The following is a 14,984-nucleotide window of genomic DNA, read 5'->3' as shown; positions in this document are numbered from 1 at the left end:
CGCTCACTCGTCGGCTCACCGCTCCCCGCCCCCGGTCACGTTCACCTCCTCACTCCACTCCACCGGCACCGCGCGAAAAGCCTCCGGCCACAAGCGGCGCCGGCTCCGCTCGCTCGTCGGCTCACCGCTCCGTCGTCCACAGGGCCAGGAATCGCGCTGGCGCGGTGCCGCCCGCCCTGCGCACGCTGAGGGGTATGCGAACCGTGCTCCGCCTCGTCGTGCTGGTCCTGTCGCTCCTGCTCCCCTGCGCCCATCCCGCCGCCGCGCTCGCCCGCACCGAGGCGTGGGGCTGGCCGCTCGCCGGGGAGGCGCCACCGCAGGTGGTCCGGGCGTTCGCGCCGCCCCCACGGCCCTGGCTGGCCGGGCACCGCGGCGTCGACCTCGCCGCACCTCCGGGCGCGGAGGTGCGCGCCGCCGGGGCCGGACGCGTCGCGTTCGCCGGGTCGGTCGCCGGAACGCCGGTGATCACCGTGGCGCACGGTGCCCTGCGCACCACCTATCTGCCGGTGCAGCCGGCCGTCCGCCGCGGCGACCGGGTGGGCGTCGGCGACGTCTTGGGCACGCTGGCCGGCCCGCCCGGTTCCACCGCGCACTGCGCCCCACGGTCCTGCCTGCACTGGGGGCTGTTGCGGGGGCGCGAGTACCTCGACCCGCTGGCACTCCTCGGCCGCGGTGAGGTCCGCCTGCTGCCGGTCGCCACCGGGCCGGGATGCGGCCCGGACACCGTCGTTCAGGCCCGCGGGTGCGCCTGGTCGTAGGCGGCGGTCAGGCGGTCGATCGAGACGTGGGTGTAGATCTGCGTGCTGGAGAGCGAGGCGTGGCCGAGGATCTCCTGCACGCTGCGCAGGTCGGCGCCCCCGTTGAGCAGGTGGGTGGCGGCGCTGTGCCGCAGCGCGTGCGGCGAGACGGCGCCGCCCTCCGCAGCCGCGGTGCGGGCCCGCACGTCCCTGCGTGCGGTCCGGGTGCCGAGCCGGCCGCCCCGCGCGCCGAGGAACAGCGCCGGGCCACTGGCCGGCGTGGCCCAGGCCGGGCGACCGTCGCGAAGCCAGCGCTCGACCGCCGCGAGGGCCGGTGCGGCCACCGGAACCACGCGCTCCCGGTCCCCTTTGCCGCGCACTCGCAGCGTGCGGCGCTCGCGGTCGATGTCGTCCACGTCCAGACCGCACAGTTCCGCGACGCGGATACCGGTGGCGTACAGCAGTTCCACCACCGCACGCTGCCGGATCGCGGCCGGGGAGGCGTCGTCGTCGGCCGCCGCCCGGTCCAGCACCGCGCCGGCCTGCCGCTCGTCCAGCACGGCGGGCAGCGGGCGCTGCGCCCGGGGTGCGGCCAGCAGCGGCCCGGGGTCCCGCGCCAGGCGCCCGGTGCGGTGCAGGTACCCGGTGAAGACCCGCGCCGCGGTGACCCGGCGCGCGAGCGTGGCCCGGCCGGCCCCGTCCGCGTGCAGCCGTGCCAGCCATCCGCGCAGCACGGCGACGTCGAGTTCGCCGAGCCGGACACCGGTTGCGGCGAGGTGCGAGAGAAGGCCGCGCAGATCGCCGAGGTAGGCGCGCACCGTGTGCGGCGAGCGCCCGAGTTCGGCGGAGAGATGCCGCGCGAAGTCGGCGAGCGCCGCCTCGGCATCGGGGTCGGTGGGCGATGGGCTCATGGGGTCCCCGGGCTGCTCAGTCCTGCGGCAGGGTGGCCACGGCGTCGATCTCCAGCAGATACCGGGGGTCGACGAGCCCGGACACCTCGACCAGCGTGCTCGCCGGACGCGGCCGGTGCACCAGAGACTCCGCGAGTACCGCCCGAACATCGTCGAGGTCCGCGATGTGCCGCAGATAGTAGGTCAGCTTGACCACGTGCCGCAGATCCGCCCCGTGCGGGGCGAGGGCGGCCGCGATGTTACGGAACACCTGCCGCGCCTGCTCGGCGGCGTCGCCTTCGGCCACACTCCCGTCCGGCGCCTCGGGGACCTGCCCGGAGACGAAGATCAGCGGGCCGTGCGCCACGAGACTCGGGCTGTAGCGCTCGCTCATCGACTCTCCTCACCTGCCCGCCGCCGGGGTCGAGGCCGGCGAACCGCGCTCCTCCCGGCCGTCGTCCGGTCGGCTGAGCCTACCGCCGCACCGGCCGAAGGCGAAGGCGACGGACCGAGTGTCCCCTTGCCCGGCGGTCCGCGAGACCCGGACCCTCCTGCTGCCGCCGGGGCATCGGTCGCATCGGGCGACCGATATGACGGCCTCGGGCAGGTGACTTCCCCTGCGGCCCGGCGCAGCCGTCCGGATCCGCGTCCCAGACGCGGGCCACGACCGCCCTGGCCTCCCGCCCACGTGCGCCCGACACCGCCCACCCCGGTTGCACGCGCCCGGCGCCGGTGTCGACCGCCCCATTAGGGTCCGCACCGCACATCGCCACCGCGAGAGCGACCAGCCCCCGAACGGCCATGCCCCCGGATCGACCGCGCAAGCCAGCAGGCATCGCGGTGCCTGCCTACCGCACACCGACCGGATCCCGGCCACACCCGGCTGCGTTCGCGCGACCGGAAGAGCCGAACGGCGCCTCGGCCCCCCCCGGACCTGCGTGACGGATCCCGCACCCCACCGGCCCGAGGGGCCTGTGGTCCTCCCCTCGCCTCAAGACGCTGCCGTCCACACCGAGCGCGCGGATGCGCCGTCACCGCTGGCGGCTGGCGCCCGAGACTTGCTGGCCCCTCGACCGCGCAGGGGCAGGCGGCGTCGGCTACTCCCACCGGGCGAGCGCGCCGGTTCGTCGGCACTGCGGTGCGCCCGCGAGCGACCGCGCGGGCGGGCGCATCGCCACCGACCGCGGCAGCATGCCGGACGCAAGCGGCGAGGGCCCGGCAGGTGCGAGCCCGCTGCCACGCATACGTGCCGACCGACTACGCCACCGCCCACCGCCCGCGTGCGGACGCCGACCATCCCCGGACCACCGCTCGCGTTCGAGTGACCGGACGAGCCGCACCGCGCGTGAGCCGCCGAGGACCGCTTGACGGAACCCACGACGGGCCGGACGCACACGGCCGCAGCCACTCCGCCTCGGCGACGCTACCGTTCCCCCGAGCATGTGAATGCGCCGTGCCCTGGCGGTTGCCGCACGGGGTTCCCGGTCCCTCGGCGATCAAGCGCCGGGCATGGTCACCGGCCCCTCACCACCGGGCGAGCGGCGCGGGCGGCCGGAACGGTGGTGCGTCCGGGAACGGCCGCGCGGAACGGCCGTGGGCGCCGCTCTGACCCGCCAGCCGCCGGGGGCGCGCTCGACGAAACCGGCGGCGGCGAGGAGCCCGAGATGGCGCAGGGCGCTGTCGAGGTCGACTCCGGCGGCGGACGCGATGGCCGCGGGGCCGGAGGCCCCCGGGCGTTCGGGGACCGCGGCCAGGATTCGGGCGTCGGTGGGGTCGAGTTGGTCGGGCGGCACCACCGGGCCGGACGGGGGGCGGAGGTCGTCGCCGATGCGGCCGACCTGTTCGATGACGTCGGCGGCATCGGTGACGCACACGGCCTGCCAGTCGCGGAGCAGCCGGTGACAGCCCGCCGACAGGGCCGAGGTGACCGGGCCGGGGACCGCCATCAGCACCCGGCACAGGTCGCGGGCGTGGGCGGCGGTGTTGATGGCCCCGCTGCGCGTCCCGGCCTCCACGACGACCGTGCCGGGGGTGAGGGCGGCGATCAGCCGGTTGCGGACGAGGAACCCGTGGCGGGTCGGCGCGACCCCAGGTGGGTGCTCGGTGACCAGGGTGCCACGTGCCGCGACGTCGGCGAACAGGCTCTCGTGGCCGCGCGGGTAACCGATGTCGAGCCCGCAGGCGAGCACGACGACGGTGGCGGCACCGCCGGTCAGCGCGCCGCGGTGGGCCGCGCCGTCGATGCCGTAGGCGCCGCCCGAGACGGTGACCCACGAGCGTTCGGCGAGTGCGCAGCCGAGTTCGCCGGCGACGTGCACCCCATAGGAGGAGGCGGCACGTGCGCCCACGAGCGCGACGGAGCGCAGGCAGGCGTTGCGCAGGTCGTGTGCGCCGCGCACCCACAGCGCGTAGGGGCGGCGCTCGCCCAGCGCGTCGAGCTGGCCGGGCCACTCGGGGTCGCCGGGGACCACGAGCCTGGCATGGAGGGGGTCGCCGCCGGCCAGCAGGGCGTCGGGGTCGACGTGGCGGGCCCGATCCCGCCACCGGTGCAGCCGGCGCCGCACGCCGTCATCGGACGTATCTGTGGGCAGCGCCCGGTCCGTACGCAGCGCCGCCCACACCCGGGCGGCGCCGAACCGGTCGAGCAGCCGCCCCAGAACGGGGTCGCCGGGGTCGGCGACCGCGGTCAGGCCCGCCCGGGCCAGAGCGTCATCAGGGCCCGGGGGCGCCGCGGGCGGTGGCTCCACCGGAGGCTCCGCGGGCTCCAGGGGTGCCGCGGTGTCGCCGGCGGTCACGGCGCGGCTCCCGCCCACAGCGCGAACGCGTACCCCGTGTCCTCGGGGGTCGGCATGGACCGGCCGGCGAGATCGGCGATGGTCCATGAGGTTCGGAGCACCCGGTCGACGCCTCGGGCGCTGATCTCGCCACGGTCCAGGGCCGAGGCGAGGAGCCGCAGGGCCTCGCCCGGAACGGGGAATCGCCGCCGGAGCTCCGCCCCGGGGATCTCGGCGTTGCTGCCCCACGGCGTTCCGGCGAGCCGCCGGGCCGCCCGCCGCCGGGCCTCGCGGACCCGCGCGGCGACGGTCTCGGACGACTCGGCGAACGATCGGTCCGCCAGCAGTTCGGCGCGGGAGACCGGTTGCAGCTCCACCTTGAGGTCGACCCGGTCGAGCAGTGGGCCGGAGAGCCGGGTCAGGTACCTGCGGCGCGCCACGGACGGGCACACACAGCCCCGACCGGGCTTGCCGCACGGGCAGGGGTTGGCCGCCATGACCAGCAGGAACCGGGCCGGGAAGCGCACCGTCGCGGCGGCACGGGCCACCACCACCTCGCCGGACTCCAGTGGCTGCCGGAGGGAGTCGAGCACGCCCCGTGCGAACTCCGGGGCCTCGTCGAGGAAGAGCACTCCGCGATGGGCGAGGGAGACCGACCCCGGCCGCAACTGGCTGCTACCGCCGCCGATGACGGCGGCGCGGGTGGCCGTATGGTGCGGATCGCAGAACGGCGGCTCGGTGACGAGCGGCTTGCCGCGGGGCAGTGTGCCGGCGACCGAATGGATGGCGGTGGCCTCGATGGACTCGGACATGGTGAGCGGCGGGAGCACCGTGGGCAGCCGCTCCGCGAGCAGGCTCTTGCCGGTGCCCGGCGGACCGAGCAGGAAGAGGTTGTGCCCGCCGGCCGCCGCGATCTCGACCGCCCGCCGGGCGACCGGCTGGCCCAGGACGTCGGCGAGATCGGGGCGGCGGGCGCCGCCGGAGTCGTCGGCGGGTACCGCGAGTTCGTCGGCGTCCTCAGGGGTGTCGGCATCGTCGAGGCCGGGCTCGGGGTCCCCGCGCAGCCGCGCGAGGAACTCGCCGAGCGATCCCACGGGGAGCACCTCGATGTCGGGCACCAGACGGGCCTCGGCGGCGTTGGAGCGTGCGACCACGAACCGGGAGCGGCCGGTGCGCACCGCTGCCAGCACCGCGGGGAGCACGCCTCGCACCGGACGGGTGCGTCCGTCCAGGCCGAGTTCGGCCAGCAGGACGGAGTCGTACACCGCCTCGACCGGGAGCGCCCCGCTGGCGCCGAGTACGGCGGCGGCGATGCCGAGATCGAATCCGCTGCCCCGTTTCGGCAGGCTGGCCGGCGACAGGCTCACGGTGATGTGCTCCTCGGGCCAGTGCTCGCCGCTGTTGAGGATGGCGGCACGGATACGGTCGCGCGCCTCACGCAGCGCGGTGTCGGGCAGGCCGACCAGGGTGAGCCCGGCGGGGCCGTCGCCCAGATGGGCCTCGATCTCGACGTCGTGCCCCTCGACCCCGAGGAGCGCGACCGAGCGGGTGCGGGCCAGCCCCATCTACGCCACCCCTCGATGGTGCCGCACGTACCATCGGCCGCCGGGGGCGCGCAGCACCGACAGGACGTCGACCCGCAGCCGGGCGTAGGATTCGGGCCGCCCGGCGGCCCAGGCGCGGACGAGCCGGCGCAGCCGGGCGCGTTTGGCCGCCGTGACGGCCTCCAGCGGGCTGCCGAACCTGGTGCTGGACCGGGTCTTGACCTCGGCCGCCACCAGCGTGCCGCCGTGCCGCGCCACGATGTCGATCTCTCCCGCCGGGCACCGCCAGTTGCGTGCCAGTACCCGCATCCCGGCCCGTTCCAGATACGCGGCGGCGATGTCCTCACCCCGCCGCCCCAGCAACTCGGTATGCCGTGGAACCCGATGAACCATCCGGACCACCTCCGCCTTCCACGGTGCGGGAAGCGGTCCGGCCGGCGCCACGCGTTCCGCCGGGCTGTGGACAACCGCCCCGCGGTCGGTCCGGCGGAACTGCGCTGGTCAGGCCGGTCCGGAACCGGAGAGCCGTTGTTCCACGTCTCCGGGGCCGCTGTTGCCACGGCGACCCCGGCTACGGCGTGTCGGTTCCCAGGGCCGGCTGATCACGGCGGGTGTCGACCTCGCCGTCCGGGTGGGACGGGACGGCGTTGGCCATCCGGCGCGGCCACCAGCCCAGGTCCGGGTCCTGGGACGCGGTGGCGGCCTGAACAGCGGGCGCGTCCACCGGGGCGTCGGCGGCGGGCATCGTGGCGCCGATGCGGGCCGGAAGATGAGCGAGGTGCTCACGGAGCACCGGGGGTGGCGGCGGCAGTTCGGCGGCGGCGCCCAACGTGCCGAGTTCTTCATGGCGCGGGGCGGCCCGGCGAGTGGGGACGCGAGGGCCGGGTTCCGGGTGCTCGCGCCCCTCGGGGCGCGGGTCCGGGTGGTTCTCTCCCATGACGGTCTCCTCCGATCTTCCCGGAGAGGCGCTGTTCCACCGCCACGGCGGGGACCGCGGCGGGGTCCCTCGTACTGCGCCTACCCGCCGTGCGGTGCGGCACACGGAGCGATCGGAGACGGTAAGGGCCGGAACGGCCGGGACCCGGGTTCGTGGCGGTCCTGCCCTGAAACACGAACGGTGAGCCGGGACCCGGGTCCCGGCTCACCGTTCGTGTTTCAGGTCGCGTTCGCCGTCTCGCTCCCCTCCACCGCCAACGCCAACGGGCCTACGGCCAAAGGCATCGGCGCCTCCGGACACTCGACGGCTCACTACACCGCGATGCGACCTTCGGCGGTAGGTGTCGACGGCTCCGGGCTCTCGGCGGCTCGCGCTCGCCGGTCAGTCCTCGCTGTCCGGGCGGCCGGTCGAGGGAACCTCCAGATCCGACTTGGTGATCTCCTCGACGTTGACGTCCTTGAACGTCACGACGCGAACGTTCTTCACGAACCGGGCAGGGCGATACATATCCCACACCCACGCGTCCTGCATCGTGACCTCGAAGTACATCTCCCCGTTCTCCGTCGAGCGGGGCTGCAGGTCGACGTGGTTGGTCAGGTAGAACCGGCGCTCGGTCTCCACCACGTAGCTGAACAACCCGACGACGTCGCGATACTCGCGATAGAGCTGCAGCTCCATCTCGGCTTCGTACTTCTCCAGGTCCTCAGAACTCATTCCGCCGCTCGCTTTCGTCGTGCACCCCCGGCTTTCAGAGGCCCGGCGGCACACCCGGCCGGATACCGGACGGCACCGTCACGGCGGGAAGCCGGGAGCTTCCCCACACACTCCCCATCATGGGCCATCTGTCAACAACACACGGCGAGGCTACGACTCCGAGGTCTCCCGCCCGGCCGGACGCGGACGGCGCCACAGCCGCCGTCCGGCGAGGTGGACCGGGACGGCGGCGACCGCGCCGAGCGCGAGCGGCACCGCACCCGCGGCGGCGCCCGCCGTCTCGGCGTTCAGCCGGTCGAACGTCTCCGGGACGGGCAGCGTCGTCATGCGGTTCAGCGGCCACACGATCACGAACGCCCGTCCCACCACCGAGTCCTCGGCGATGGACCCCGCGCCGGGGTCCCCCTGGTGCATCCGGGAGTCGTAGGAGACCGCCCGGTGGTCGCCCATCACCCACAGGCGCCCCTCGGGCACCGTCACCGGGCCGAACTCCTGGTGCGTCTCCAGGCTGCCGGGGTACAGGTAGGGCTCGTCCAGCGGTTCGCCGTTCACCAGCACCCGGTCCTGCTCGTCGCAGCACTCGACCGTGTCGCCGGGCAGGCCGATGACCCGCTTGATGTAGTCCTTGCCGGTGGGCGCCACGCCGAACTGCTGCCCCACCCAGGTGAACAGGCGCGAGACCGGGTTGGCGGGCTGCTCCACCACGACGGTGTTCTCCTCGTCCCAGGACCCGCTGCCGTTGAACACGACGACGTCACCGCGCTCGATGTCGCGGACCTGGTACACCACCTTGTTGACGAGGACCCGGTCGCCGATGAGGAGGGTGTCCTCCATGGACTGCGATGGGATGTAGAACGCCTGGACCACCCAGGTCTTGATGACGAACGCCAGCACCAGGGCGATCACGATCAGGATGGGGAGTTCCTTCCAGAACGACCCCGCCTTCTCCTCACCCTTGGATTCGTTCTTCGCGCTCATGGTCTCGCCCGCGCTCTCCCCTGTGCCTGCAGGTTCTTCTCTCGGCTCGGCATGCCCGCCTCCTTCGAGGCGCGGGGGGCCGGGCTGGTCGTCACCGGCCGTCACCTCCGGCCCGGAACGTCCCGAGACGCCACTGGCTCCCCCCTGCTCGGGCACGGGGGAGCCAGCATCGTCAGGCGGCCCGCTCGATCCGGCTCGATCGGGCTCACCGTCGGTGTCGTGGATCTCGGCCTCGCGGGGATCCAGTTCGTCCTTGCTCATCGGCAATGAAGCCTAGCCGAGCGGGACGTCTGTCGCCGGTAAAGGCGCTCCGTCGCGAGTACGAGTCGCGGATTCAGCGACCGGCCGGCTCGCGGCGCTCGCGGATGCGGGCGGCCTTGCCGCGCAGGTTCCGCAGGTAGTACAGCTTGGCGCGGCGGACCCGGCCGCGGGAGACGACCTCGATCTTCTCGATCACCGGGGTGTGCACCGGGAAGGTGCGCTCCACGCCCACGCCGTAGCTGATCTTGCGGACGGTGAAGGTCTCGCGGCTGCCGGGGCCCTGCCGCCGAATGACGACACCCTTGAAGACCTGGATCCGGGACCGGTTACCCTCCGTGACCCGCACGTGGACGTTCAGCGTGTCGCCGGGGCGGAAGTCGGGCACGTCGGAGCGCAGCTGGGCCTTCTCAAGCTCCTGGATAGCGGTGTGCATCTCAGCGGTTCCTCATCGATTGCGCGCCGCGGCGACGGACATTGCGGTTCGCGCGGGCGGATCTGCTGGGGTCGAAAGTACGGTCGCCTCTGGCGGTGGCTCGTCCCGGTGGCGGCACGCCAACGACGGCTGACGGCAGAGGCAACTCGACTTAGTCTGCCACAGAATCCGAGCCGACCTGTAACCGGACCTCCTCCAGCACCTCACGGTCGCGCCGGTCGAGGCGGTCCGGGGCCATCCGGCGCAGCAGTTCCGGCCGGTTGCGGGCCGTCCTGCGCAGCGCCTCGTCCCGGCGCCAGCGGTCGACCGCCCCGTGGTGGCCGGACAGCAGCACCGGCGGCACCTCCTGGCCACGCCACTCCGCCGGCTTCGTGTAGACCGGCCCCTCGACGAGATCGTCCATGACGCCCGGCGCGAACGAGTCCTGCTCGGCCGACTCGGTGTTGCCGAGGACGCCCGGCAGCAGCCGGGAGACGGTCTCCACCATGACGAGGGTGGCCGACTCACCGCCGGCCAGCACGTAGTCGCCGATGCTGAGTTCCTCGACCGGCATGCGCCGCGCCGCGTCCACCGCGACCCGGGAGTCGATCCCCTCGTAGCGCCCGCAGGCGAACACCAGCCACGGCTCGCCGGCGAGCCGGGCCGCGTGCCGCTGAGTGAACGGCACCCCGCTGGGCGTGGGCAGGATGAGCCGGGGCACCGGGTCGGGTGCGGCGCCGACCACGGCGTCGAGGGCCTCACCCCACGGCTGGGGCTTCATCACCATGCCGGGCCCGCCGCCGTAGGGCGTGTCGTCGACCGTGTGGTGCCGGTCGTGGGTCCAGGACCGCAGGTCGTGCAGCCGGATGTCCAGGATCCCCGACTTGCGCGCCTTGCCGATCAACGACAGTTCGAGCGGCGTGAAGTAGTCGGGAAAGATCGTGATGATGTCGATGCGCATGGCACTTCTCCAGGGCGGGCGGATCGGGCCCCGCCCGGTCGGGGCCGTCGGGACGGCGTTGTGTCCGCCCCACAGGGGAGCAGGACGGCGGGCTAGCTCGCGGAGAGGTCCAGCAGCCCGGGCGGCGCGTCGATGACCAGCCGGCCGGCGGCCGTGTCCACCTCGGGAACGAGCTCCCGGACGAACGGCACCAGCACCTCTCCGCCGCCGGTGCGCCGGACCGCCAGCAGGTCCTGGCCGTGGTGCAGGACGTCGGTCACCTCGCCCACCTCGGCGCCGTCGGCGGTGACGGCGCGCAGCCCGATGAGCTCGTGGTCGTGGAACTCGTCGGGATCCGGCGACGGCGCGATGTCGGCGGAGTCCACCAGGAGGACGGTGCCACGCAGTTCCTCGGCGGCGGTGCGGTCCGGTACCGCCTCGAATCGGACCAGCAGCCGGCCGGCGTGGACGCGGACCGAGCGCACCGTGAGCGGGCCGCGCTCCGGCGGGTCGGTGAACAGCCGCGCACCCGGGACGAACCGGTCCTGTGGATCGTCGGTGCGCACGTCGACGGCGACATCGCCGCGGATGCCGTGCGCGCGGCCGATCCGGCCGACTACGAGACGCATGTTCTCCTCATACCACTCGGGCACGTCTCACGGGTACCCGTTCCTCCGCACCATGCCCCCCGCGCCGCTCGGCCGCGGCGCCCACGGGCGCATACGGACGGGGCGCCGGCCGTCCCGGCCGGCGCCCCGTCGCGAACGTCAGCGCACTTCGTGCAGGTCCAGCAGATCGACCCGGACGTACCGCCCGCCGGCCAGCGAACCGACGACGGTCCGCAGCGCCTTGGCGGTGCGGCCGTTGCGGCCGATCACCTTCCCGAGGTCGTCGGGATGGACCCGGACTTCGAGCACCTTGCCCTTGCGGAGCCTGCGGGCCCGCACATGGACGTCATCGGGGTTCTCCACGATCCCCTTGACCAGGTGCTCCAGCGCCTCTTCGAGCACGTCAGCCCTCGCCCTCGGACTTCTCCGCCGTGGCCTCGGCCGGCTTCTCCGCGGCCTTGTCAGCCTTCTTGGACTTGCCCTTGCCCTCGTTGCCGCCCGGCAGCACGAGTTCCTTCAGGACGGCCTGGAACTCGGCCTCCTTGGCCGCCTTGTCCTTCGGCTCCGCCACCTTGAGCGGCTTGGGAGCCGGCAGGCCCTTGAACTTCTGCCAGTCGCCGGTGAGCTTGAGGATGTGCTGCACCGGACCGGTGGGCTGCGCCCCCACGGACAGCCAGTACTGCGCCCGCTCGGAGTTCACCTCGATGAGGCTCGGCTCTTCCTTCGGGTGGTACTTGCCGATCTCCTCGATGGCCTTGCCATCGCGCTTGGTGCGGGCGTCGGCGACGACAATGCGGTACTGCGGCGTACGGATCTTCCCCATACGCTTGAGCTTGATCTTGACAGCCACTGGTGTGGTCTTCTCCTGATTGCGGCGTGGGTCGCCCGGCACCGCACCACGTGGGGTTGTGGCGCACCGCCAGAGCGGGGACGTGGGCGAGCGGGTGAGTAGAGGGCAGACCCGGCACGCCGTTAGTCGACACTCAATTGTGCCAGATGATTCGGCGTTCCCGGCGCGACCCGCGGTCGACCGGCATGTCGGCCGCTCCACAGGGCGCCCAGAACCGCCCGGGCGCCGCCGCGGCACGTCCGCACCCGGGCGGAGCGTGCCGCGCGGCCGTGATCCGGCTCACTTGAGCGCGGTCACTTCTTCGGGATCTTGAACCCCGACAGGTCCGGAACGGAGCCCCCGCCGAAGCCGGGCGGCAGCTTCGGGGCGCCGCCGCCGAAGCCCGGAGGGAGCTGCGGGGCCGGCTGCTCCCCGGTGCCCTCCTCGCGCCGGCGCTGACGCTCGGCCTCCCGGGCCGCCTCCTGCTCGCGGGCCTTCATGGGGTTGCCGCTGCGCTGCCGGCCCTTCTTGTTCTTCTTGGCCTGCGCCTTGGCCGCCTTCTTGTTCCGGCCGCCGCCCATGCCCGGCATCCCCGGCATCCCGGGGATGCCGCCGTTCTTCATCTGGCGCAGCATCTTCTGCGCCTCGAAGAAGCGGGTCACCAGGCCGTTGACGTCACTGACCTGGGTGCCGGAGCCGTTGGCGATCCGCAGTCGGCGCGAACCGTTGATGATCTTGGGGTTGGCCCGCTCGGCCGGGGTCATCGACTGGATGATCGCGGCGAGGCGGTCCAGGTCCTTCTCATCGACGTTGTTGACCTGGTCCCGCATCTGCCCCATGCCGGGCATCATGCCCAGCAGGTTGCCGATGGGCCCGAGCCGGCGCACCATCGTCATCTGCTGCAGGAAGTCATCGAGGGTGAAGTCGGCGTCGGAGGCCAGCGTGCTGGCCATCTTCTCGACTTCGGACTCCTCGAACGTGCGCTGCGCCTGCTCGATCAGGGTGAGCACGTCACCCATGTCGAGGATGCGCGAGGCCATCCGGTCGGGGTGGAACAGGTCGAAGTCGGCCAGCTTCTCGCCCGTGGAGGCGAACATGATCGGGCGGCCGGTGATGTGCCGGATCGACAGCGCGGCGCCGCCCCGGGCGTCGCCGTCGAGCTTGGTGAGGGCCACCGCGTCGTATCCGACACCGTCGAGGAACGCCTGCGCGGTGTTGACCGCGTCCTGACCGATCATGGCGTCGACGACGAACAGGATCTCGTCCGGCCGGACTGCGTCGCGGATGTCGGCGGCCTGCCGCATCATCTCGGCGTCGACACCGAGACGGCCGGCGGTGTCGATGATGACGACGTTGTGGTTGGCGCGCCGCGCGTGCTCGACCGACTGCCGCGCCACCTCCACGGGGTCGCCGACGCCGTTGCCGGGCTCCGGGGCGAAGACCGGCACGTTCGCCCGCTCCCCCACGACCTGGAGCTGGGTGACGGCGTTGGGACGCTGGAGGTCGGCGGCGACCAGCAGCGGGGTGTTGCGCTGGTCCGCCAGCCACTTGGCGAGCTTGCCGGCGAGGGTCGTCTTACCCGCACCCTGCAGACCCGCGAGCATGATGACGGTCGGCGGGTTCTTCGCGAACCGGATCTCCCGGGTCTGACCGCCGAGGATCTCGATGAGCTCCTCGTTGACGATCTTGATGACCTGCTGGGCCGGGTTCAGCGCCTTGGAGACCTCTTCACCGCGAGCGCGTTCCTTGACCTGCGCGATGAACTCGCGGACGACGGGCAGCGCGACATCGGCCTCCAGCAGCGCGAGGCGGATCTCCCGCGCGGTGGTGGCGATGTCCTCCTCGGACAGCCGCCCCTTGCCGCGCAGCGAGGAGAAGACCGATGTCAGCCGGTCGGAAAGCGTCTCGAACACGTGGATGTCCCGTCCTTCGTCTCGGGATTGGCTTCCTAGGTTACCCGCCGGGACTTCCGGCGCGCGCCCAGCAAGGATCCCCGGCCCACCGGCCGGAACGCAGGCCCGGCGGTTCGGCGGGGCCGAGCCGCCGGGCCGGTGTCAGTCGCCCGCGCCGGAGTCGGCCGCCGGGCTGGCGGACGCGCCGCCCTCGGCCCGCTCCAGGGTGGCCTCGCGCTGCTCGCGGACGGTCTGCCCCAGGCTCTCCAGCCCGTCGCCGGTCATGGCGCGGGTGGACAGCAGCCCCTCGCCGGAGATCTCGTAACTTTGCGGATTGGTGCTCGGGGCCAGCTCGTAGTCCACCGAGCAGGAGAGTTCGACGGTGCCGCCGGCTTCCAGTGTGGCGATGTCGTCGCACTCCCGCTCGCCCAGCTCGTCGTTGCTGAAGGTGGCGTCCATGCGCACCCGCGTCGAGCCCGAGGCGTCGGTCGACGCGTCCCGTACCGTGCCGGTGACCGTGCAGGCGCCGCCGGTCTGGCAGCTCATGTCGAGGTCGCCGTCCCACTGCACCGCGATCCGCGAGTCGCGAGAGCCCTGGAGGTCGTCCTCGACGGTGGTGGCCAGGCTCTCGTACACGCCCTCGATGTCGTCGGCCGAGGGAACGGCGAGGTTCAGCGCGGCCCGGGTGGTCACCTCGGCGTCCTCGGCGGGGGCGAGCGACTCGATCTGCATCCGCAGCAGGCGGTAGGGCTCCTCGACCGAGACCCAGATCTTGCCGCCGTTCAGATTGATCCGGTAGGCCGGAGTGCCGTCAAGGTCCTCCTCGATCGCCTCGGCCTCGCCGCTCTCGGGGGCGATGCCGCGCAGGATCTCGGCGAGGTCGGCCGGAGCGAGCACCGCGCCGGGGTCGACCCCGAGCAGCCGCGGGGTGACGCGCACCCAGGTGTCGGCGTAGGCGTCGGTGTCGGGGTTGTACACCGACTGGGCGAGCCAGTAGGAGTCGTCGGCGGAAACGAACAGGTGGTCGCCGATGGCGATCACCCGGACCTCGGAGTCGTCCACCTGCATCGTCCCGGACGTGGCACCGGAGTCGGTGACGGTGAGCGTCGTCGGCCGCGGCTGGCCGTTGGCGTCGGCCAACTGGCCCTCGACCTGCACCGCTGGCGCCTCGGCGAGCGTGTCCAGCGCGGCCGACAGGATCGGGGCGGCGTCGATCGGGGTCGGCGACGCCGAAGGCTCGGGATCGGCGCCCGGGCGCCAGTCGCGCAGGTCGATCGTGCACCCGGCCGTTCCGAGGGCGAACGCGGTGGCCGCCGCCGCGAACGCGAGCGTTCTGCGCGTTCGACGGGTACTGAGGTATGCCGGCGCCATCATGCCTCCTGGCCCCTGCCAACGGGGAAGGGATGTCTGGTCGGGATCATTGGACGCGCCGGGCCGGGAGCCGGCTCCGGACGATTACGGAGGCAGG

At 73.3% G+C, this 14,984-nt stretch carries 16 protein-coding genes; 1 reads left to right on the top strand and 15 read right to left on the bottom strand.

Annotated features, from left to right (window positions below):
* Nucleotides 1–194: 194 nt before the first annotated feature.
* Nucleotides 195–758, top strand: coding sequence for a murein hydrolase activator EnvC family protein (locus ACFQRF_RS08950; RefSeq protein ID WP_379870380.1), 564 nt, complete (start codon nt 195–197; stop codon nt 756–758).
* Here the strand turns inward: ACFQRF_RS08950 and ACFQRF_RS08945 are convergent.
* From ACFQRF_RS08945 to ACFQRF_RS08875, 15 genes are all read right to left on the bottom strand, one after another.
* Nucleotides 731–1,648: a tyrosine recombinase XerC gene (locus ACFQRF_RS08945; RefSeq protein ID WP_379870379.1), complete on the bottom strand. Its 918-nt coding sequence runs from the start codon at nt 1,646–1,648 to the stop codon at nt 731–733. The genes ACFQRF_RS08950 and ACFQRF_RS08945 overlap by 28 nt on opposite strands.
* Before the next feature lie 16 nt (nt 1,649–1,664).
* Nucleotides 1,665–2,021 carry a RidA family protein gene (locus ACFQRF_RS08940; RefSeq protein WP_379870377.1) on the bottom strand — a complete coding sequence of 119 codons (357 nt, stop codon included), beginning with the start codon at nt 2,019–2,021 and terminating at the stop codon, nt 1,665–1,667.
* A 1,102-nt stretch (nt 2,022–3,123) separates the two neighbouring features.
* Nucleotides 3,124–4,422 carry a DNA-processing protein DprA gene (gene dprA / locus ACFQRF_RS08935; RefSeq protein WP_417498556.1) on the bottom strand — a complete coding sequence of 433 codons (1,299 nt, stop codon included), beginning with the start codon at nt 4,420–4,422 and terminating at the stop codon, nt 3,124–3,126.
* A complete protein-coding gene (locus ACFQRF_RS08930) occupies nt 4,419–5,966 on the bottom strand; it encodes a YifB family Mg chelatase-like AAA ATPase (RefSeq protein ID WP_379870376.1) in 1,548 nt (515 codons plus the stop codon). The genes dprA and ACFQRF_RS08930 overlap by 4 nt, the downstream gene beginning before the upstream one ends.
* Complete coding sequence (locus ACFQRF_RS08925) at nt 5,967–6,338, bottom strand: YraN family protein (RefSeq protein ID WP_379870374.1); 372 nt, start codon at nt 6,336–6,338, stop codon at nt 5,967–5,969.
* Nucleotides 6,339–6,516: 178 nt separating this feature from the next.
* Complete coding sequence (locus ACFQRF_RS08920) at nt 6,517–6,882, bottom strand: hypothetical protein (RefSeq protein ID WP_379870372.1); 366 nt, start codon at nt 6,880–6,882, stop codon at nt 6,517–6,519.
* Nucleotides 6,883–7,263: 381 nt separating this feature from the next.
* Nucleotides 7,264–7,596 (bottom strand): DUF2469 domain-containing protein, encoded by a 333-nt coding sequence (locus tag ACFQRF_RS08915; protein WP_379870371.1) that lies wholly within the window; start codon nt 7,594–7,596, stop codon nt 7,264–7,266.
* A 150-nt stretch (nt 7,597–7,746) separates the two neighbouring features.
* Nucleotides 7,747–8,835 (bottom strand): signal peptidase I, encoded by a 1,089-nt coding sequence (lepB, locus tag ACFQRF_RS08910; RefSeq protein WP_379870369.1) that lies wholly within the window; start codon nt 8,833–8,835, stop codon nt 7,747–7,749.
* A gap of 73 nt (nt 8,836–8,908) precedes the next feature.
* Nucleotides 8,909–9,268: a 50S ribosomal protein L19 gene (gene rplS / locus ACFQRF_RS08905; RefSeq protein ID WP_379870367.1), complete on the bottom strand. Its 360-nt coding sequence runs from the start codon at nt 9,266–9,268 to the stop codon at nt 8,909–8,911.
* Nucleotides 9,269–9,419: 151 nt separating this feature from the next.
* A complete protein-coding gene (gene trmD / locus ACFQRF_RS08900) occupies nt 9,420–10,208 on the bottom strand; it encodes a tRNA (guanosine(37)-N1)-methyltransferase TrmD (RefSeq protein ID WP_379870365.1) in 789 nt (262 codons plus the stop codon).
* A 92-nt stretch (nt 10,209–10,300) separates the two neighbouring features.
* Entirely contained in the window at nt 10,301–10,816 is a 516-nt protein-coding gene (rimM, locus tag ACFQRF_RS08895; RefSeq protein WP_379870364.1) for a ribosome maturation factor RimM, read from the bottom strand.
* A gap of 138 nt (nt 10,817–10,954) precedes the next feature.
* Nucleotides 10,955–11,197, bottom strand: a complete 243-nt coding sequence (locus tag ACFQRF_RS08890) for an RNA-binding protein (RefSeq protein WP_179642096.1) — start codon at nt 11,195–11,197, stop codon at nt 10,955–10,957.
* Between the two features lies 1 nt (nt 11,198).
* The gene (gene rpsP, locus ACFQRF_RS08885) at nt 11,199–11,645 is read right to left on the bottom strand and encodes a 30S ribosomal protein S16 (protein WP_379870362.1); all 447 of its coding nucleotides are present in this window, start codon (nt 11,643–11,645) and stop codon (nt 11,199–11,201) included.
* A gap of 293 nt (nt 11,646–11,938) precedes the next feature.
* Nucleotides 11,939–13,537 carry a signal recognition particle protein gene (gene ffh, locus ACFQRF_RS08880; RefSeq protein ID WP_379870360.1) on the bottom strand — a complete coding sequence of 533 codons (1,599 nt, stop codon included), beginning with the start codon at nt 13,535–13,537 and terminating at the stop codon, nt 11,939–11,941.
* Nucleotides 13,538–13,678: 141 nt separating this feature from the next.
* A complete protein-coding gene (locus ACFQRF_RS08875) occupies nt 13,679–14,890 on the bottom strand; it encodes a LolA-like protein (RefSeq protein ID WP_379870359.1) in 1,212 nt (403 codons plus the stop codon).
* Nucleotides 14,891–14,984 lie beyond the last annotated feature (94 nt).

Origin of the sequence: Marinactinospora rubrisoli (assembly GCF_042664915.1) — a bacterium.
In the GTDB taxonomy this organism is placed as follows: Bacteria; Actinomycetota; Actinomycetes; order Streptosporangiales; family Streptosporangiaceae; genus Marinitenerispora; species Marinitenerispora rubrisoli.
This window is presented reverse-complemented; position numbering and strand designations above follow the sequence as displayed.